The sequence below is a fragment of the Nocardioides sp. genome (assembly GCF_051876515.1).
In the GTDB taxonomy this organism is placed as follows: Bacteria; Actinomycetota; Actinomycetes; order Propionibacteriales; family Nocardioidaceae; genus Nocardioides.
On the sequence record NZ_JBJEHY010000012.1, the window covers coordinates 1 to 18,712 of the forward strand.

The following is an 18,712-nucleotide window of genomic DNA, read 5'->3' on the forward strand; positions in this document are numbered from 1 at the left end:
GCGCTCCGGCCCGCGGAGCGTCATACGTACCCGCCCCGTGGGCGCCTGCGTCATACGTACGCGGCTGCGGAGGTGGGCGCATCATACGGATCCGAGGCTATTGGTGCGGATCCGGATGACGCAGAGCCCCGCCCGGGGGCTCGCGTATGACGCGCACCCCGGGAGGACGGCCGCCTACGCCTCCTTGAGCCGGTCCACCAGCACCAGGAGTTGGTCCAGGTTGCGGGCGAAGGTGCGCCGCGACCAGCCGCCGGGCATCGCGGCCTGGTGGTAGAGCCCCTCGCCGATGAGCATGATCGCCTCGGCGACGCCGGTGTCGCCGACCTCGCCGCGGATCTGGTCGAGCCACTTCTCGTGGACGACCTCGAGCGCCTCGACGGCGGCGGCGTGACCGGCCTGCGCCAGACGCAGGGTCGCGTTGTACGTGTGGTCCATGGAGTCCTCGGTCACCCACGACGTACGCACGAAGTGTCGTGACGGGCCCTCCGGCGCGCGGGCCATCTCGGCCAGGTCGCGCGCGGTGATCTCGTCGAAGCGCGCCAGCACGGCCTCGGCCAGCGCCTCCTTGCTGGGGAAGTGGTAGAGCAGCCCGCCCTTGGAGACCCCGGCGCGCTGCGCGACCGCGTCCATGGTGGCGGCGCGCTCGCCCTCGGCGTGGAGCAGGGCGACGTACGCGTCCAGCACCTTCTCGCGAGCCAGGGGAGGTCGGGCCATGTGCGGCAGCGTACCCACGGGGTGTGGCGGACCTCGCACCCGCACCGACCCAGTAACTGTACCGTCCAGACGGTACAGTTATGCGTATGACCATCACCGAGCTCCGCCCCAGCACGCCCGAGGCCCTCCAGCGGTCCTCGCGGCGACGGTGGGCAGCCCTGGTGGTCCTCATGTTCCCGGTGCTGCTCATCTCCATCGACAACACCGCGTTGAGCTTCGCCGTGCCGGCCCTCTCGCGCGACCTGCGCCCCAGCGCCAACCAGCTGCTGTGGATCGTCGACGTGTACCCGCTCGTCCTGGCCGCGCTGCTGGTCTCGATGGGGTCGCTCGGTGACCGCGTCGGCCGTCGGCGCATCCTGCTGGTCGGCGCCACCGGCTTCGCGCTGGTCTCCGTCGCGGCAGCGTTCGCCCCGACCGCCTCGGCGCTCATCGCCGGCCGCGCCGCGCTCGGCTTCTTCGGCGCCATGCTGATGCCCGCGACCCTGTCGCTGATCCGCAACATCTTCACCGACGACCACGAGCGCCGGACCGCGATCGCCGTCTGGGCGGCCGGCTTCTCCGGCGGCGCCGCGCTCGGCCCGCTGGCCGGCGGCTGGCTGCTCGAGCACTACTCGTGGGGCTCGATCTTCCTGCTCTCGGTGCCGGTCCTCGTGCCGTTGCTGGTGCTCGGCCCGTTCCTGCTGCCCGAGTCCCGTGACCCGCACCCGGGTCCGGTCGACGTCGTCGGCATCGTCCTGGTCTCCCTCGCGCTGGGTGCCGTCGTCTTCGCGGTCAAGGCCGCCGGGACCGGCGAGTCCCTCGCGGTCGCCGGGCTCATCGCCGCCGTGGGCGTCGCCTCGGGCGCCGCGTTCGTACGCCGGATGCTGGGGCGCGAGCAGCCGATGCTCGACGTACGCCTCTTCACCAACCGCGTCTTCTCCGGCGCTCTCACCGTCAACCTCGTCAGCGTCTTCGCGTTCGTCGGCTTCATCTACTTCATGAGCCAGCACCTGCAGCTCGTCGCGCAGAAGTCGCCCATGCAGGCGGCCGTGCTGATGATCCCCGGGATCGTGCTGACGGTCGTCTTCGGGCTCGCCGCGGTGCCGCTGACCCGACGCCTCGGCGCGGGCCGTGTGGTCGTCGTCGGCCTGGCCCTCAACGCCCTGGGGTACGCCGTGGTGGCCGTCGGAGGCTCCGGTGGTGCGATGGTGGCGCTGCTCGGCGGGTTCCTCCTGCTGTCGGCGGGTGTCGGCATGGCCGAGACGATCTCCAACGACCTCGCGCTGTCGGCCGTGCCGCCGGCCAAGGCGGGTGCCGCCTCGGCGGTCTCGGAGACGGCGTACGAGGTGGGCGCGGTGCTGGGCACCGCGGTCCTGGGCACGCTCCTGGGCATGGTCTACCGGACCGGCCTGCAGCTGCCCGCCGGCCTCGACCCGGTCCAGGCCGAGCAGGCGCGCTCGACGTTGGGAGGCGCCTTCGAGGTGGCCACCGAGCTGCCCGCGGCCACGGCCGCGGCGCTGGTCGAGTCCGCCTCGCACGCCTTCGACCAGGGCGTCCTGCTGACCGCCGGCGTGGGGTTTGCGCTCAGCCTCGCCATCGCCGTGATGGCGGCCCGCGTGCTCCGCGGGGTACGCTGAGACTGGCCCGAAAGGGCCACGGTGACAGGTCCTGCCGATCCCCAAGAAGGGTCAGGCGGTCTGGTCCACACGGCTCCTGTCAGGTGCGTCGGGATCAGTGATTCCCTAGAAATCCCCGAGGTTCACCCACCCCTCTCCCCGTTGCTGGTACCTCGGCACGAATGTGTCTCTGTCGTGGACGAGGGAGACGCGTCGACCGGTGGGGTTTCCGGGCTGACGTCAGGGCGCTGACAGCGCCTTCTCGGCGTGCGCGACGCCATGCGGCGGACGACCTCGTCCGGCGCCGGTAAGGCTGCGCTCCCGCGCGCCTGGACGTTTGGGGATCGAGGAACAACATGTCGGTGTGGCCAGTGGGTCGTGGCGCGGCGCTGCCGCGCAGGTCCGAGCAGAGGGTCGGGCGTTCGCGCCGGGCGTGGCGCGCGTGGGTGGGCAGTACGGCGGTGCTCGCGCTGCTGGTGCCCATGGCCGGGTTCAGCCCGGCGCACGCCGGTGGTGGTGGCGGGGGCGGGGGCACCACGCCCAGCACCCAGACCGGCACGATCACCATCGTCAAGGGCGGCGACCGTACGGCCCTCAACGACCGCAGCGGCCTCGCCGGTCGCGTGACCGGTCTCGCCGGTGCCAGCTTCGACGTGTACCGCGTCGGCTCGTCGTCCGCCCTCAGCGGCGGCACCAAGGTCGGCTCGTGCACCACCGCCGCCGACGGCACCTGCCGGGTGCAGGTCCAGCTCGGCACGAGCAGCCAGTACTTCTACGCTACCGAGACCTCACCGCCCGACGGCTGGAGCGTTGCCACCACGTGGGGCGGCGACGACGCCCCGTGGCGCTACAACACCGGCCCGATGCGCGCCGGCGGCAACGTGGCGGTGACCCTGCCGGGCACCGGTCGCACCTGGCCCAACGTGCGCGACAACAACACCGCGCTGACCCAGTGCGGCCTCAACATCGCTCTGGTCCTCGACAACTCGACGTCGATCGACGACGGCGAGCTCACCACGTTCCGCAACGCCGCCAAGGGCGTCGTCGACGCGCTCGCCAACACCCCGTCGCGGGTCTCGCTGAGCCGCTTCGCCACCCGCGCCCAGGACGTGCTGCCGCTGACGTCGGTCGCCGACGCGGCCGGTGCGGAGACCGTCAAGCGCGCCATCGACGGCGTCGACGGCTCCGGCAACACCAACTGGGACGAGGCCCTGTTCGGGCAGGTCGACGGTGAGCTCGACGTGGTCATGCTGATCACCGACGGCGACCCGACCGCGTACGGCGACGGCTCCAACCTGTCCGCCACCACCCGCCTGCGCGACATCGAGGAGGCGATCCACTCCGCCAACGCGGTCAAGAAGGCCGGCAGCCAGGTCGTCGCGGTCGGCATCGACATCACCGGCGCCGCCTCCGTGAAGCGCCTCAACCTCGTCTCCAGCCCCGACTCGACGTACACCGCGAGCTGGGACGGCCTCGGCGCGACCCTCAAGGACATCGCCGCCGGCCAGTGCGAGGGTCAGGTGACGATCCAGAAGCAGGTCCGTGACGCCCAGGGCAACACCCTGGTCAACTCGCCCGAGAGCAACGGCTGGGAGTTCGACGGCACCACCAGCGCCGGCACGCTCGGCGACTTCGCGCCGACCGCTGCCGTCAACGGGATCAACGGCTCCACCTCGGCCACCCTCGGGGTGCCGTCCGGCGCTCGCCCGGTGCTGACGCTGAAGGAGACGCTCAAGCCCGGCTACCGCTTCCACTCGGCGACGTGCCAGGTCGACGGGCGCGACGTCACCGTCACCAACGACACGGCCGCGGCGACCTTCTCGTTCGAGGCGAAGGGCAACGTGCCCGTCTCCTGCCTGGTGACGAACAAGAAGCTCCCCTCGTACGCCGACCTGACCGTGACCAAGACGGCCACGCCGTCGTACGACCGGACCTACGACTGGACGATCGACAAGGGTGTCGACCACGCGTGGGAGGAGGTGCCGGACGGTGGCAAGGCCCGCTTCAGCTACACCGTCGACGTGACGCCCTCCGCCCCGCGCGACAGCGGCTTCGCCGTCAAGGGCGCGATCACGCTCACCAACCCCAACGACGTGACCGTCCGGGGGGTCGACATCGCCGACCAGCTCAACGGCGCCACCTGCTCGGTGAGCGGCGGCAGCACCGGCCGTACGGTGCCCGCCAAGGGGCGCCTCGAGGTGACCTACACGTGCCTCGACGCGGCCGGCTCGGCCACCGCGAAGGGCACCAACCAGGTCACCGTGACCTGGGACAAGGACGCCGTCCCCGGGACGACCGGCTCGGCCGTGGCGAGCGCTGACTACGACTACGCCAACGCGGCCGTCACGGTGAGCAACGAGACCGCCGTGGTCACCGACACCCACCTCGACCTCGACGGCACCGGCGCCGACGGCGTCACGGTCAACGCCGCCGACGGTCCGCGGACCTTCCGCTACTCGCTGGAGTTCGACAGCCCCGCGGGGAAGTGCACGACGTACGACAACGTCGCCACCCTCACCGCCAGCGGCCGCCGTACCCAGCCGTCGGGCGACAAGGTCTCCGACAAGGCCAAGGTCACCGTGTGCACCGAGGCCGCGCCGACGATCGGCGTCGACGGGCAGGGCGACCTGGAGCGGGCGTACGCGTGGGGGATCGACAAGGTCGCCGACGCCACCCGCCGCACCGTGGACCGTGAGACCGGCCTGGCCACCTTCACCTACACGGTCGAGGTCGAGGCGGGCGACGAGACGGTCTCCGGCCACCGGCTGGGCGGCACCGTGCGGCTGAGCAATCCGAACACGTACGCGGAGGGGGCGCTCGAGGCCACCGTGGACCTGGCCACCGACCTGGGCGCGGGGACCACCTGCGCCGTCACGGGGGACGCGACGGTCACGCTCGCGCCCGGTGCCAGCGCCGAGCTGCCGTACGAGTGCGCGTTCACCGCGGCGCCGGCGGAGTCCGGCACCGTGACCGCCACGGTCGGGTGGGACCCCGCGGGGACCGCCACCGAGGCCACCCGCCAGGCGAGCACCCCGGTCACCTTCACCACCCGCCGTGAGGTCGACAAGGTGGTCGACGTGGTCGACGACAAGACCGTCCCCGGCCACCGCGAGGTGCTCGAGACCGGTCTGGTGTGGGAGCAGGGCCTGACCAGGACGTACACCTACTCGCTCGACCTGGCCGGTCCCGACGTCCCCGACTCCTGCCGGGAGTACACCAACACGGCCGTCGTGGACCTGACCGAGGGGACCGACCCGTCCGACGACGCCACCGTGGAGGCCTGCAAGCCCGGCGTCCGCCCGGGCGAGGAGACGGGCAAGGCGACCGGCAAGGTCAAGACGTCGTGCCAGGGCACCGTCCGCGCGACGCTGCGCAACCGCACCACCAAGGCGGTCTCGTACACCCTGCGGATCGGCAAGAAGGTCGCCACCGTCCGGGTCCCCGCGCGCACCGTGAGGACGGTCGAGCGCAAGGGTGCCCCGAAGGCCAAGGTGGTCCTCAAGGTCGGGGCCAAGGTCCTCGACCGGGCCCGTGTGCCCAACCGCTGCAAGCCGCCGCACGGACTGCCGGACACCGGCATGTTCACCTTCTCGTCGGTCCGGCTCGCCGCCCGCGTGGGCGGCTGGCTGAGCTGATCGGGCCTCGCCCCTGAGGGGACGGCGTGGACGGGACTCCCGTCCACGCCGTTTCCTCGTCCGGGCGACGTCGTCCCTGTCGGGGGTAGGCGCTAGGTTGTTCGTACGACGTGGCCCAGGTCACATTCCTGGGTTCGACTGGCTGTCGGTCGCGCGCGGAGACCCCGCGCGCTCCGCTGAGCTGACAAGGAGTGCGACGTGAACGATGGTCCCGGTCTCGGCCCCGACCTGGCGGAGGTGTTCGGCCCCGCGCACAGCGACGGAGGCCCCGAGCTGGTGCAGCTCCTGACGCCCGAGGGCGAGCGGTTGCACCACCCCGACTTCCCCATCGACTTCTCGGCCGACGAGCTGCGCGGCCTGCACCGCGACATGGTCCTGGTGCGCCGCCTCGACGTCGAGGCCACCGCGCTGCAGCGCCACGGCGAGCTCGGCATCTGGGCCCAGCTGCTGGGCCAGGAGGCGGCCCAGGTGGGCGCCGGCCGGGCGCTGCGTCCGCAGGACTTCGTCTTCCCGACGTACCGCGAGCACGGCGTGGCCTGGTGCCGCGGGCTCGACCCGCTCAAGCTGCTCGGACTGTTCCGCGGGGTCGACCACGGCGACTGGGACCCGGCCGAGTTCAACTTCGGCCTCTACACGATCGTGATCGGCGCCCAGGTGCTGCACGCCACCGGCTACGCGATGGGCATGCAGCGCGACGGCGTCGTCGGCACGGGCGACGACGAGCGCGACGCCGCGGTGCTGGCGCACTTCGGCGACGGCGCGACCTCGCAGGGCGACGTCAACGAGGGGTTCATCTTCGCCGCCTCGTACAACGCCCCGGTCGTCTTCTTCTGCCAGAACAACCAGTGGGCCATCTCCGAGCCGATCGAGCGGCAGACGCGGATCCCGCTCTACCAGCGCGCGCTGGGGTTCGGCTTCCCCGGCATCCGCGTCGACGGCAACGACGTGCTCGCCACGTACGCGGTGACCAAGGCTGCGCTGCAGCGGGCGCGCGAGGGGCAGGGGCCGACGTTCGTGGAGGCGTACACGTACCGGATGGGCGCCCACACCACCACCGACGACCCGACCCGCTACCGGCTCTCCGACGACGTGGAGAAGTGGAAGCTGCGCGACCCGATCAACCGGCTCGAGGTGTACCTGCGCCGCAACGGCCTCATCGACGACGCCGCGCTCGCCGAGCTCAAGGACGAGGCCGACGAGCTGGGTCACCGGCTGCGCGAGGGCACCAAGGCGCTCCCCGACCCCGACCCGCTGAGCGTCTTCGGCAACGTGTTCACCGAGACCACCCCCGAGCTCACGGCGCAGCACGACGCGTACGCCGCCTACCTGGCGACGTTCGAGGAGGCGGGGCACTGATGGCAACGCAGCGGATCACGCTCGCCAAGGGCCTCAACATGGGGCTGCGCAAGGCGATGGAGGCCGACGACAAGGTCCTCGTCATGGGTGAGGACGTCGGCAAGCTCGGCGGGGTCTTCCGGATCACCGACGGGCTGCAGAAGGACTTCGGCGAGGACCGGGTGATCGACTCCCCGCTGGCCGAGTCGGGCATCGTCGGCACCGCCGTCGGCATGGCCCTGCGCGGCTACCGGCCCGTGGTCGAGATCCAGTTCGACGGGTTCGTCTACCCGGCGTACGACCAGATCGTCTGCCAGGTCGCGAAGTTCACCTTCCGCTCCAAGCGGCGGGTCAAGATGCCGATGGTCATCCGCATCCCCTTCGGCGGCGGCATCGGGGCCGTGGAGCACCACAGCGAGTCCCCGGAGGCGCAGTTCGCGCACACGCCCGGCCTCAAGGTGGTGGCCTGCTCCAACCCCGTCGACGGGTACTGGATGATCCAGCAGGCGATCGCCCACGACGACCCGGTGATCTTCCTGGAGCCCAAGCGGCAGTACCACGCCGACAAGGCCGAGCTCGACCTCGACGTGGCGCCCGAGCCGCTGTTCTCCTCGCGACTCGTACGCCGCGGCACGGACGTGACCGTGCTCGCGTACGGACCCACCGTCAAGACGGCGCTCAAGGCCGCGGAGGCGGCCGCCGGGGAGGGCACCTCGCTGGAGGTCTTCGACCTGCGCACCCTCTCGCCGCTCGACCTGGGCGGCGTCTACGAGTCCGTACGCCGCACCGGCCGCTGCGTGGTGGTCCACGAGGCGCACACCAACCTCGGCCTGGGCGCCGAGCTGGCCGCCCGGATCACCGAGGAGTGCTTCTACTCGATGGAGTCTCCGGTGCTGCGGGTGGGCGGGTTCGACACCCCCTACCCGGCGTCGCGGATCGAGGAGGAGTGGTTGCCCGACCTGGACCGGCTGCTCGACGCGGTCGACCGTTCCCGGGGCTTCTGAGGAGGCGTGTGATGGCTGAGTTCAAGCTGCCCGACGTGGGCGAGGGCCTCACTGAGGCCGAGATCGTCTCCTGGAAGGTCAAGGAGGGCGACAACGTCGAGATCAACGACGTGATCTGCGAGATCGAGACGGCCAAGTCGATCGTGGAGCTGCCCTCCCCGTACGCCGGCACGGTGCAGCGGCTGCTGGTCGCGGTCGGCGACATGGTCGAGGTCGGTACGCCGATCATCGCGATCGACGACGGCACCGGCGAGGTCTCGACGGGCTCGACCAGCGGGGCGTCGGTGGAGCCTGTCGACATTACCGCGCCTGCCGAGCCGATGGAGATCGACCTGTCCAACCCGGCGGCCTCCGGCAGCAAGGAGGGCGAGTCGCTGGTCGGGCGGATCAAGGCGGACCGCGGTCCGCAGCGGCGAGCCCGCCGCGGGTCGGCGTCCCCGTCGACCGAGGCGGGTGCCCAGACCCAGATGCAGGTGCAGGGCGCGTTCTCGCCGGGTGGCGCCCAGTCGCAGCCGGTGGCGCCGGCCGACGAGGCGCCCGTCCCCGCGCACGCGGTCGAGCCGTCCGCGGCACCGCCCCCGTCCGCGCCGGCCGAGCCGGCGACCGCGGGCGAGCTCCAGCCGCTCGCCAAGCCGCCGGTGCGCAAGCTCGCCAAGGACCTCGGGGTCGACCTGCGTTCGGTGGCCCCGTCCGGTGCCGGCGGCGTGGTCACCCGCGAGGACGTCCAGGCCGCCGCCAGCGGTCCCGAGCGGACGCCGATGCCCGCGGCGTACGAGGACCTGGGCAGGCCCGGTGTGGCCGCGATGGGTGGCGCCCGCGAGGTGCGTGAGCCGATCAAGGGCGTGCGCAAGATGATGGCAGCGGCGATGAGCGCCTCGGCGTTCACCAGCCCGCACGTGACGGAGTGGATCACCGTCGACGTCACCGCCACCATGCAGCTGGTCGAGCGGCTGCGGTCGCGCCGGGAGTTCGCCGACCTCAAGGTCTCGCCGCTGCTGGTGCTCGCGCGGGCGTGCGTGCTCGCGATGAGGCGCACCCCGGTCATCAACTCGTACTGGGACGAGGCCGCCGGCGAGGTCGTGCTCAAGGGGTACGTGAACCTCGGCATCGCGGCCGCCACCCCGCGCGGGCTCGTGGTGCCCAACGTCAAGGACGCCGACGCGATGTCGCTCGTCGAGCTCGCCGGGGCGTTGGGCGACCTCACCGCCACGGCGCGGGATGGACGTACGCAGCCTGCCGAGATGGCCGGGGGCACGTTCACGATCACCAACGTGGGCGTCTTCGGCGTCGACGCCGGCACCCCGATTATCAACCCCGGCGAGTCGGCGATCATCGCGTTCGGCGCGGTCAACAAGCGGCCGTGGGTGGACGAGGCGACCGGCGAGATCGTGGTGCGTGACGTGACGACGCTGGCGCTCTCCTTCGACCACCGCCACATCGACGGGGCGGCCGGTTCGCAGTTCCTCGCCGACGTGGCCGGGATCCTCGCGGACCCGGGGACGGCGCTGCTCTTCTGAGTCCCGGTCGGGGGCGGAGTGCGTGCGTCATGCGTACGCGCTCGGTTGGGCGTGCGTCATGCGATTCCGAACCAATAGGTCTTGAACCGTCTGACGGGCGGCCGGTTTCGGGGGGCCGCGTATGACGGGAGTCGACCGGAGGAGGGTTCGTATGACGCGAGGCCGGAGCGTATGACGGGAGCCGACCGGGGCTGGCCCGCATGACGCAAAGCAGCCCCGCCTCGGCCTGAGGGAACCATCGGCGTGCAACAATATTCGTATGTACGCAGATAGTCAGATGCCTGAGCGGCTCGACGAGGCGAGGATCGCCGTCTGCGTCGAGATCTTCTCCCTCCTCGCGGACGCGACCCGGTTGCGGATCGTCCTCGCCCTCCGGGACGGGGAGGAGTCCGTCGGCGCGATCGCCGAGGAGGTGGGCAAGTCGCAGGCCGCCGTCTCCCAGCACCTCGCCAAGATGCGGATGAGCCGCATGGTGACCACCCGCCAGGACGGGAACCGGATCTACTACCGCCTCGCCAACGACCACGCGCTCGAGCTGATCCAGGTCGCGGTCCACCAGTCCGAGCACGCGCTCGGCGACCCGCTCAGCCACCGGCACCGGGAGGGCTGAACCGTGGGTGCGGGTCACAGTCACGGGCACGACCACGCGGCCGGTCGAGCCGTCGACCGCGGACGCCTGGTCAAGGTGCTCGCCATCACCGGCACCGTGCTGGTGGTCGAGGTCGTGGGCGCGTGGCTCACCGGTTCGCTGGCCCTGCTGGCCGACGCCGGGCACATGGCGACCGACGCCACCGCGGTCCTCATCGCCCTGTCGGCCTCCTGGGTGGCGACGCGTCCGAGCGGTCCGCGGGCCACCTTCGGCCTGCACCGCGCCGAGATCCTCGCCGCGCTGGTCAACGCCGTCGTCCTGCTCGGCGTCTGCGGCTTCCTGGGCTGGACGGCGATCGGGCGGCTGGTGGAGCCGACCGAGGTGCACGGGGAGGGCATGGTCGGCTTCGCCGTCCTCGGCCTGCTGGCGAACCTGGCCTCGCTGGCCGTGCTGGCGCGCGCCGACCGTACGTCCCTCAACATCCGCGGCGCCTTCCTGGAGGTGCTGACCGACGCCCTGGGTTCGGTGCTCGCGATCGTGGCCGGGGCGGTGATCTGGCTGACCGGGTTCGACCGTGCGGACGCGATCGCGACGCTGGCGATCGCGGTGCTGATCCTGCCCCGCTCGCTGGCGCTGATCCGCGACGCCGGCCGGGTGCTCCTCGAGGCGACGCCCGCCGACCTGGACGTGGCGGCCGTGCTGGAGCACCTCTCCGACGTACCCGGGGTGGTGGCGGTGCACGACCTCCACGCCTGGACGATCACCAGCGGCATGAACAGCCTCTCGGTGCACGTCACCGTCACCGACGACGCCCTGGCCGTACGCGGGCTCGGCGCGATCCTCGACGAGCTGAGCGAGTGCGTCGCGGAGCACTTCGGCATCCGCCACGCGACGTTCCAGGTGGAACCGGAGTCGCACCTCTCGCACGAGGACCTCGGTTCCGACTGCCTCTGAGGTCCGTGACGCCGGGTCGAGGAGTCTGTGGGTCACCCGGTGACCCACAGACTCCTGCACTCCCTCAGGGGCAGCGCCCGCACCGGCGTGGTGTGCCCGTCCACCCGGATGCCTGCAGCAGCTGTGCCACGGCCCGGGCCGTACGGCAGGGGTCGCCGAACACCTGCCCCCACCCGACCCGTACGGTCCGCAGCCCGGAGACCGCCGCCTCGAGGTCGCGCACGAGGTCCGCGTGCCGCCCGCGTGCGGTGTCGTGGAACAGCCGGCCGTCCAGCTCGACCACCAGGTCGTACGGGAGGTGCACCACGTCGCGGTACAGCGGCCCCCGCGCCGAGGCGCGCACCTGCCGCTGTGCCCTCGGCAACCCGTGGGCCTGCTCGACGTCGCGCAGGTAGCCCACCTCCAGCACCGAGCACGCGCCGGCGTCCACGTCGTCGAGCACGCCCGCGAGGAACGGGCGTCGCCTCACGTTGGGATGCTCGGCCAGGGCGGCGGCGAGTCGCCGGGCGGTCGTACGCCGTGCCTGCACCGCGTCGGCGAGGACCGCGATCGCGCCCAGCTCGTCGGTGGCCCGCCCGGCCACGGCGATCAGGGCGTGCTCGGTACGCACCCGGGGCGGGCCGGCGTTCCACAGCACCGTCTCGTCGAGACGTACGAGCCGGTGCACCTGGATGCCGGGCCGTCCCTGGAGCCGGCGGTCGGCGGCGACGGCGACGTGGATGACGGAGTCGTCCCGCCCTGACCGTCCGGGACCGTCGGCAGCGCGGATCGCCGACTCGCCCCACAGGGCGGCCGGTGCGGCGTACAGAACCCCTCCCCATGCGCGCTGCAGCCAGGTCGGCGGCCCGGTGTGGTGGACGTACGTCCGGGGTGCAGGCGGGCCAGCTCGCGGCGGCGGACCAGGCGACGCAGGTCGGCCGGCGTGGCGCCCAGGCCCTCCGCCTGGGCGCGGCTGATGACGCCGGACTGGGTGTCGAGGAGGTGGGCGAGCAGGTCGAGAGTCATCCCGTCAGCGTCGTGCGACACCGCCCCTCGCGGCGGCCCGCGGCACGATCTGTGGATGAGTGAGTAGGCGGAGGAGCCTGTGAGTCATCTGGTGACCCGCAGACTCCTCGGCTCGCTCCCGAACGGGCTCAGACGTACCGGGCGGCACGCTCCTTGGGCGTCCCCGGGCCGCTGCGCAGCAGTTCGGTCAGCTCGTGCTCCAGCACTGCCCCGAGGCGGCGGCAGAACTCCTCGGGCTCCTCGGCGGCGTCGGGGAGCTCGGGGACCAGCCGGTCCACCGCGCCGGCGCGGTACATGTCCACGGCCCGGACCTGCTGGGAGCGAGCCATCTCGGGGGCGTGGTCCAGGTCGCGGTGCACGATCGCGCTCGCGCCCTCGGGGGGCAGCGGGGAGAGCCACGCGTGCTGCGCGGCCACCACCCGGTCGGCCGGGATCAGCGCCAGCGCGCCGCCACCGTTGCCCTCGCCGAGCATCAGGCTCACGGTGGGGACCTCGAGGTTGACCAGCTTGGCGAGGCTGCGCGCGATCTCGCCGGCCATCCCGCCGTTCTCGGCGGCCGCCGACAGCGACGCGCCCATCGTGTCGATGGCGGTGACCAGCGGCAGGCCGAGCTCCTTGGCGAGCTTCATGCCGCGCTGGGCCTCGCGCAGCGCCTCCGGCCCCATCTGGTGCTCGGCGGTCTGACCGCGGCGGTCCTGCCCGAGGAAGACGCACGGCGCCTGCCCGAACGTCACCAGCGCGATCACCAGGGCCGGGTCCGACTCGCCCTCGCCGGTGCCGTGCAGCGGCACCACGTCGGTGGCCCCGAACTTCAGCAGCCGTCGTACGCCGGGACGCTCCGTGCGGCGCGACCGGGTGACCGCCTCCCACGTCTCCACCTCGGGCACGGCGTCGCTGACAGGGTCGGGGAGCGAGGGCAGGTCGGTACGGGGCGTCAGCACGATCTCCAGCGCCCGGTGCAGGATCTCCCCGATCTCGTCGGGCGGCACGACCGCGTCGACGAGGCCGCGCTCGAACAGGTTTTCCGAGACCTGCACGCCGGGCGGGAACGTCTCGCCGTACAGCGCCTCGTACACCCGGGGGCCGAGGAAGCCGAGCAGGGCGCCGGGCTCGGCGACGGTGATGTGGCCCAGCGACCCCCACGAGGCCATGACGCCCCCGGTCGTGGGGTGGCGCAGGTAGACGAAGTACGGGAGGCCCGCGTTCTTGTGGGCCGTGATCGCCTCGGTGATCCGGATCATCTGCAGGAAGGCCGGCGTCCCCTCCTGCATCCGGGTGCCGCCGCTGGCGGGGGCGGCCAGCAGGGGGAGCCCCGCGGCCGTGGCGCGCTCGATCGCGGCGACCAGCCGGTCGGCGGTGGCGCGGCCGATGGAGCCGGCCAGGAAGCGGAACTCCGAGACCACGACCGCGACCCGACGGCCGTGCAGCAGGGCCTCGCCGGTGATCACGGACTCGTCCACGCCGCTCTTCTCGGCGGCCGCGGCGAGCTCGGCGGCGTACGACTCGCTGACGCCGGCGCGGTCGGGCGCGGAGTCCCACGAGCGCCAGGAGTCGGCGTCGAAGACGAGGTCGACGAGGGCGCGGGCGGAGAGGCGCTCGGTCACGGGATCAGCCTAGGCCGGGTGGTCAGTCCCGGCGCCCTGCTCTCCGGGCTCCGTACGGTGATCTGCCCCACCCGGGGAGCCTCAGCGGACCAGACCCACCTCGGGCGTCGCGTCCCCGGTCAGCCAGGCGTCGACGTGCGCGGAGAGGTCGAGGCCGGTCTCCTCCTTCCAGTACGCGACGACCTCGTCGCGGCCCACGGAGGTGTTGTCGTACTGCTCGAGCCAGCCGCGCTGGACCTCGAAGAAGCGCTCCTCGCCGACCTCCTGCAGGACCTCGAACCACATCACCGCGGGCGACCAGTAGATGTTGGAGGAGCCGAAGTGGTCGGCGTCGTACGCGCCGGGCGGTCCGTGCTCGGCGCGCAGCGAGGAGTCGGCCTTGCGGGCCAGACGGACCTGGTCCTCGAGCGCGGCGCCACCGTGCTCGGACTCCCACATCCACTGCACCAGCATCGTGATGCCCTCGTTCTGCCACACCTCGCTCCAGTCGTCGGGCGAGACCTTGTCGCCGAACCACTGGTGGGCCAGCTCGTGCACCACGACGGGCGGGGACAGCGTGTACGGGGAGTTGCCGTAGGTGACCAACGTCTGGGTCTCCATGGCGGAGTCGGACTCCACGACGACGGAGCCGAGGGTGTCGAACGGGTACGGCCCCAGCCGCTCCTCGAGCCAGTCGACGGCGGCCGGGGACGTGCGCATGGCGCGCAGGGCGACCCGGTCGCCGCGGGGCGTCCAGTAGTCCAGGGTGACGCCGGACTTCGACGTCTCCCTCGTCCGGGTGAACTCGTCCACGGCGAGCGTCATCAGGTACGGCGCGGCCGGCTCGACCAGGCGCCAGCGCGTCGTCGTGGTGCCGCCCTGCGTGCGCCTCGACAGCAGGCGTCCGTTGGAGACGCCCACCATCGGGGACGGTGCGTGCACGGTGACGTCGTACAGCGCCTTGTCGGAGGGGTGGTCGTTGACCGGGTACCAGGTGTGGGCGCCGAACGGCTCCTGCATCGTCCACAGCGACCCGTCGTCGGCCAGGGTGAGGCCCAGCGTGGAGACGTCGGAGCGCACCGTCGGCGCGGGGACGGGCTGAGCCGGTCCGGCGTACGTGATGGTGACGGTGTGGCGCTCGTCGAGGCCGACGGCCCGCTCGACGACGAGGTCCTTGCCGTCGTGGTCGAACGCCACCTCGGTGCCGTCGACGGAGACCGACCCCACCTCGAGGTGCCCGGCGAGGTCGAGCTGGAACTCCTCGGCGTCCCCGGTCGCCCGGAAGGTGACCTGGGCGGTGCCGGTCAGCTCCTCCTCGGCGTCGTCCCAGGTCAGGTCGAGGCCGTAGTGCAGCGCGTCGACGCCCGGGTCGCCGACCTCCGGGTAGACCGTGTCCTCGGTGGGGGTGCTGAGCGCCAGGTCGAGGTCCTGGCCGGGAACGGAGGCGGGTGCCCGCTCGGCCGGTGAGGACGGTGAGGTCGTCCGTGGCGGTGCCGGCTCGGCCTTGCCGACCTCGCCCTCACCGGCGCTGCACCCGCCGGCGACCAGCACGGCGGCCAGCAGCGCGCCCGACAGCCTCGCCGCGCGTGCAGGGCGCTGGGTCACCTGTCTCCCCGCAGCAGCGGCCGGGCGAGCTTGCGGCCGTGGTGGATCTGCGCCTTGACGGTGCCCAGCGGGGCGCCGACGGTGGCGGCGATCTCCTCGTACGCCAGGCCGTACACGTCGCGGAGCACCAGCGGCTCGACGTACTGCGGGTGGTCGCGCTCGATGATCTCGAGCGCCTCCAGCAGGTCGAGGCGGGTGCCCGCGATGATGCTGGTGGTGCGCGGGTCCGGCCGGTCGTGGTGGTGGTCCTCCATGTCGACCGGCGTCGCCTGCCGCTTGAGGCGGCGGTACGTCGAACGGGCACTGTTGACGGCGACCACGTGCAGCCACGTGGTGAACCGGCCGCGGCCGTGCCACCCGCCGATCTTGGTGGCCACGCTCAGCAGGGCCTCCTGGCAGGCGTCCTCGGCGTCGCCGGAGAACGGCAGCACGCCGCGGCAGATGGAGAGCACCCGCGGGCGCACCTCGGTGAGCAGGTCCTCGAGTGCGTCGCGGTCCCCCTCGCGGGCCCGGCGGGCCAGCTCGTCGATCTCGTCGGCGTCTCGTGCCGTCGTGTGCACTGCAGGTCCTCTCGTCCGGCGTCCCCCCGTGGACGCCCGTGGACACCATCCTGCCCTGTGCACGCCAACGCCTTCCACCCTGATTCGTGGGCCATAATGCCGAGGGTGTCCGTCCCCTCCCGCCTGGGTCGCTACCCCGTACGCCGTCGACTCGGCGCGGGGGCCTTCGCGACGGTGTGGCTGGCGTACGACGAACACCTCGACTCGCCGGTCGCGGTGAAGGTCCTCGCGGACAACTGGTCCGGCGACGAGCACGTACGGGTGCGCTTCGTCGAGGAGGGCCGCTACCTGCGCAAGGTGGAGTCGCCGCACGTGGTCAACGTGTACGACGCGGGCGAGCTCGACGACGGCCGCCCGTACCTGGTGATGTCGTACGCCGACCAGGGCACGTTGGCCGACCGGCTCGCCCTGGCGCCGCTGAGCACCGCCCAGGGCGTGCACGTCATCTCGCAGCTCGGCGACGGCCTGGCCTCCCTGCACGACCAGAGCGTGCTGCACCGGGACGTGAAGCCGGCCAACGTGCTGTTCCGTACCCAGCGCACCGGGCGCGTCGTGGTGATGCTGGGCGACCTGGGGCTGGGCAAGGCGATGGACGTCAGCTCCCGGCTGACCATGGTCGGCGGCACCCCGTCGTACGTCGCGCCCGAGCAGGCGCGCGGCGACCACCTCGACGCCCGCGCCGACCAGTACTCCCTGGCCGCGCTGACGTACCTGGTCCTGACCGGTCGCCCGGCGTACACGCACGCCACGCTCACGGCGGCGGCCGAGCCGTGCGCGCCGGAGTCGATGACGGACGCGGTCAGCGAGGAGGTCGAGGCCGTGGTGCTGCGCGGCCTCAGCCCCGACCGCGAGGACCGCTTCGAGGACGTGCGCGCCTTCGTGGAGGCGCTCACCCAGGCGTACGGCGGCGGCGACCCCACGGTGCTCAGCGACGCCGCGCCCGAGGCGTGGATCCCGCTCGACCCCGAGCTGACGGTCGCGTCCGGCCCGCCGCCGCTCTCGCGCCCCTTCTCGCCGCTGCCCGACCCCGTCGAGCCGCCCACGGCCCCGTCCCGTCCCTCGCTGGCACGTGTGCTGGTGGCGGTGCTGGCGGTGGCGCTCGGGATCGTGGGTGGCGTCGTGGCTGAGCGGTCGATGACGCGTCAGGTCGGCGTCACCGACGCCTCGGGGTCGATCTCGGTGCAGGTGCCCCGGCAGTGGGCCAACGACGTCGACGGCGAGGGCTGGCAGCCGCCCGACGAGGACGCGGAGTTCCCCGCGCTCGGGGTCGGCGCCAACGGGGAGTGGAACGGTTCGGAGTCGCCGGCGCCGGGCGTCTTCGCGGCCCTGATGCCGGGCGACGACCTGCCCGCGCGCCTGCCGCAGCACCCCGAGTGCGACGCGTCGCGTCCGCCGCTGAGCAGCGGCGGCTCGGGCACGGAGGCGATGACCGTGGTCTTCACCGGGTGCCCGGGCGCGGACGTGACCGTCGAGCGCGTGCAGCAGGTGGCCACCAACCGGTTGCTGTGGGTGCAGGTCCGCAGCGACGACGAGGCCACCGCGAACCGGGTGCTCGACGAGGTACGGGTGCACGGGCTCGGGTCCTGACGGCCCCGACCGCCCCCTACTGCACCAGTCGCGTCCCCGCGGCCACCCGCTCCATCAGCTGGGCGCCGCCGACGGCGTCGATCTCGCGGCCGGTCATGGCGATCTCGATCTGGGCCTCGCCCTCGCCGCTCAGGTCGAGCCACTTCAGGAAGGCGTGCCGGAAGTGCTGCTCGCCGCCGGGTTCGGTCGCGGGCGTGATGTAGGTGAACTCGAGGCTGTCCTCGGTCTGGGCGATGATCTCGAACTGGTCGTTCTCGGCCTTCAGCGCGGGGATCCGGGCGGTCAGCATCGAGGAGATCGAGCGGTGCTCGCTGAGGACGTGCTCGACCCGCAAGAGGTACGTGTACGACGGGTAGCCGGGCATCTTCCACTTGCCCTCGTTGGACAGGTCGCTGCTGAACACCCATCCCTTGGGCACCGGGAACTGCGCCAGGTAGCGGCCCGTGCCCAGTCGCGCGGTGGTGAGCTTGACGTCCTCGGGCAGGGGCAGGTTGTCCGGGTCCGGGGCCAGCTCGATGCCGACCTCCGAGGGCACCCGTGGGGTGGCGAGCACGGGGGAGGGCGTGCCGCCGGGCGGGCTCGTCGGCAGGAAGCGGGAGCCGGCGTACCCGGTGACGAGGCCGAGGGCGAGCAGGCCCACGACCAGCAGCACGCTTCGGCTCGACATGCGGGCCAATCTAACGGAGCCCGGGGGCGGTCCGGCCCCGTGCTCACCCCAGCGCCACCGTCGCGGCGAGCACGAAGGCGGGGTCGTCGAGCTGCTCGCCGTACACCTCGCGCAGCTGGCCCACGCGGTAGCGGACGGTCTGCGGGTGGACGTACAACGCCTCGGCCATCGCCTCGCGCCGTCCCTGGTGCAGCACCCACGCGCGCAGCGTCTCGACGAGCTTGTCCGCCGCGCTGGGTCGCAGGTCCGCCAGCGGTGCCAGCACCCGCGCACGCAGGTCCGCGCGCGCCCGGGGGTCCGCCTCCAGGACGAGCGGCGCGAGGTGCTCGTCGGTGTCGACGAACCCTTCCAGTCCCAGGCCC

Annotated in this window: 16 protein-coding genes; 8 read left to right on the forward strand and 8 right to left on the reverse strand. The window is 72.5% G+C overall.

Annotated elements, in window-relative coordinates; genetic code table 11:
* Positions 1–174: 174 nt before the first annotated feature.
* Complete coding sequence (locus tag ACI379_RS00550) at positions 175–714, reverse strand: TetR/AcrR family transcriptional regulator (RefSeq protein WP_439790106.1); 540 nt, start codon at positions 712–714, stop codon at positions 175–177.
* Between the two features lie 86 nt (positions 715–800).
* Between ACI379_RS00550 and ACI379_RS00555 the strand changes: the two genes are divergently transcribed.
* The 7 genes from ACI379_RS00555 to ACI379_RS00585 all read left to right on the forward strand — a co-directional run bounded on the left by ACI379_RS00555 (position 801) and on the right by ACI379_RS00585 (position 11,343).
* The gene (locus ACI379_RS00555; protein WP_439790107.1) at positions 801–2,330 is read left to right on the forward strand and encodes an MFS transporter; all 1,530 of its coding nucleotides are present in this window, start codon (positions 801–803) and stop codon (positions 2,328–2,330) included.
* A gap of 425 nt (positions 2,331–2,755) precedes the next feature.
* The gene (locus ACI379_RS00560) at positions 2,756–5,944 is read left to right on the forward strand and encodes a VWA domain-containing protein (protein WP_439790108.1); all 3,189 of its coding nucleotides are present in this window, start codon (positions 2,756–2,758) and stop codon (positions 5,942–5,944) included.
* 198 nt (positions 5,945–6,142) lie between these two features.
* Complete coding sequence (gene pdhA / locus ACI379_RS00565) at positions 6,143–7,300, forward strand: pyruvate dehydrogenase (acetyl-transferring) E1 component subunit alpha (protein ID WP_439790109.1); 1,158 nt, start codon at positions 6,143–6,145, stop codon at positions 7,298–7,300.
* Complete coding sequence (locus tag ACI379_RS00570; RefSeq protein ID WP_439790110.1) at positions 7,300–8,283, forward strand: alpha-ketoacid dehydrogenase subunit beta; 984 nt, start codon at positions 7,300–7,302, stop codon at positions 8,281–8,283. The genes pdhA and ACI379_RS00570 overlap by 1 nt, the downstream gene beginning before the upstream one ends.
* An 11-nt stretch (positions 8,284–8,294) precedes the next feature.
* Positions 8,295–9,800 (forward strand): dihydrolipoamide acetyltransferase family protein, encoded by a 1,506-nt coding sequence (locus ACI379_RS00575; RefSeq protein ID WP_439790111.1) that lies wholly within the window; start codon positions 8,295–8,297, stop codon positions 9,798–9,800.
* Between the two features lie 259 nt (positions 9,801–10,059).
* On the forward strand, positions 10,060–10,410 hold the full coding sequence (locus tag ACI379_RS00580; protein WP_439790112.1) for an ArsR/SmtB family transcription factor: 351 nt from the start codon (positions 10,060–10,062) through the stop codon (positions 10,408–10,410).
* Between the two features lie 3 nt (positions 10,411–10,413).
* Positions 10,414–11,343, forward strand: a complete 930-nt coding sequence (locus tag ACI379_RS00585; protein WP_439790113.1) for a cation diffusion facilitator family transporter — start codon at positions 10,414–10,416, stop codon at positions 11,341–11,343.
* Between the two features lie 64 nt (positions 11,344–11,407).
* On the opposite strand, the gene ACI379_RS00590 is transcribed toward ACI379_RS00585, so the two are convergent.
* The 5 genes from ACI379_RS00590 to ACI379_RS00610 all read right to left on the reverse strand — a co-directional run bounded on the left by ACI379_RS00590 (position 11,408) and on the right by ACI379_RS00610 (position 16,096).
* Complete coding sequence (locus ACI379_RS00590) at positions 11,408–12,010, reverse strand: hypothetical protein (protein WP_439790121.1); 603 nt, start codon at positions 12,008–12,010, stop codon at positions 11,408–11,410.
* The gene (locus ACI379_RS00595; RefSeq protein WP_439790114.1) at positions 11,932–12,348 is read right to left on the reverse strand and encodes a type IV toxin-antitoxin system AbiEi family antitoxin domain-containing protein; all 417 of its coding nucleotides are present in this window, start codon (positions 12,346–12,348) and stop codon (positions 11,932–11,934) included. Before ACI379_RS00595 ends, ACI379_RS00590 begins: the two co-directional genes overlap by 79 nt.
* Before the next feature lie 128 nt (positions 12,349–12,476).
* Positions 12,477–13,952, reverse strand: coding sequence for a carboxyl transferase domain-containing protein (locus tag ACI379_RS00600; RefSeq protein ID WP_439790115.1), 1,476 nt, complete (start codon positions 13,950–13,952; stop codon positions 12,477–12,479).
* Between the two features lie 81 nt (positions 13,953–14,033).
* Positions 14,034–15,536, reverse strand: coding sequence for a M1 family metallopeptidase (locus ACI379_RS00605; protein ID WP_439790116.1), 1,503 nt, complete (start codon positions 15,534–15,536; stop codon positions 14,034–14,036).
* A complete protein-coding gene (locus tag ACI379_RS00610; RefSeq protein ID WP_439790117.1) occupies positions 15,533–16,096 on the reverse strand; it encodes an RNA polymerase sigma factor in 564 nt (187 codons plus the stop codon). The genes ACI379_RS00605 and ACI379_RS00610 overlap by 4 nt, the downstream gene beginning before the upstream one ends.
* A 105-nt stretch (positions 16,097–16,201) precedes the next feature.
* On the opposite strand from ACI379_RS00610, the gene ACI379_RS00615 reads away from it, so the two are divergent.
* Complete coding sequence (locus ACI379_RS00615) at positions 16,202–17,683, forward strand: serine/threonine-protein kinase (protein WP_439790118.1); 1,482 nt, start codon at positions 16,202–16,204, stop codon at positions 17,681–17,683.
* Positions 17,684–17,699: 16 nt separating this feature from the next.
* On the opposite strand, the gene ACI379_RS00620 is transcribed toward ACI379_RS00615, so the two are convergent.
* Both ACI379_RS00620 and ACI379_RS00625 read right to left on the reverse strand, forming a co-directional pair.
* Positions 17,700–18,350, reverse strand: coding sequence for a hypothetical protein (locus ACI379_RS00620; RefSeq protein ID WP_439790119.1), 651 nt, complete (start codon positions 18,348–18,350; stop codon positions 17,700–17,702).
* A 43-nt stretch (positions 18,351–18,393) separates the two neighbouring features.
* On the reverse strand, positions 18,394–18,712 hold a 319-nt coding region (locus ACI379_RS00625; protein ID WP_439790120.1), incomplete at its 5' end, for a helix-turn-helix domain-containing protein.